We start from the raw sequence: 675 nt of genomic DNA on the forward strand, positions 1-675 counted from the left end.
GCCACCCCGGCATGTCATATTGAAAATTGGAGCGGAAGACGGGATTCGAACCCGCGACCCCAACCTTGGCAAGGTTGTATTCTACCACTGAACTACTTCCGCAAGACATGTATGAGTTATTTTATTAAAAGTGCGGGTGAAGGGAGTCGAACCCCCACGCCAAAGGCGCTAGATCCTAAGTCTAGTGCGTCTGCCAATTCCGCCACACCCGCATGTTTTATTAAAAATGGTGAGCCATGAAGGATTCGAACCTTCGACCCTCTGATTAAAAGTCAGATGCTCTACCAACTGAGCTAATGGCTCTTAATGGCTGGGCTAGCTGGATTCGAACCAGCGCATGACGGAGTCAAAGTCCGTTGCCTTACCGCTTGGCTATAGCCCAATAATTAAGAATGGTGGAGGGGGGCAGATTCGAACTGCCGAACCCGAAGGAGCGGATTTACAGTCCGCCGCGTTTAGCCACTTCGCTACCCCTCCGACATATATGGTGGAGGATGACGGGATCGAACCGCCGACCCCCTGCTTGTAAGGCAGGTGCTCTCCCAGCTGAGCTAATCCTCCATTTTGCCTGGCAACGTCCTACTCTCACAGGGACAAGGTCCCAACTACCATCGGCGCTAGAGAGCTTAACTTCCGTGTTCGGTATGGGAACGGGTGTGACCTCTCTGCCATCAT

6 tRNA genes and 1 rRNA gene are annotated in these 675 nt (G+C 52.4%); all 7 read right to left on the minus strand.

Annotation, left to right across the window (positions count from 1 at the left end):
• Positions 1-27: 27 nt before the first annotated feature.
• Positions 28-102, minus strand: a tRNA-Gly gene (locus MR160_RS33770).
• Between the two features lie 29 nt (positions 103-131).
• Positions 132-212 (minus strand) — tRNA-Leu (locus MR160_RS33775).
• A gap of 15 nt (positions 213-227) precedes the next feature.
• A tRNA-Lys gene (locus MR160_RS33780) sits at positions 228-303 on the minus strand.
• A gap of 4 nt (positions 304-307) precedes the next feature.
• Positions 308-382, minus strand: a tRNA-Gln gene (locus MR160_RS33785).
• A gap of 11 nt (positions 383-393) precedes the next feature.
• A tRNA-Tyr gene (locus tag MR160_RS33790) sits at positions 394-477 on the minus strand.
• Positions 478-485: 8 nt separating this feature from the next.
• Positions 486-561 (minus strand) — tRNA-Val (locus MR160_RS33795).
• A 5-nt stretch (positions 562-566) separates the two neighbouring features.
• Positions 567-675: ribosomal RNA gene (gene rrf / locus MR160_RS33800) — 5S ribosomal RNA — on the minus strand; the annotation flags it as partial.

Origin of the sequence: Bacillus cereus group sp. BfR-BA-01382 (genome assembly GCF_022663475.1) — a bacterium.
Classification (GTDB): domain Bacteria; phylum Bacillota; class Bacilli; order Bacillales; family Bacillaceae_G; genus Bacillus_A; species Bacillus_A thuringiensis_S.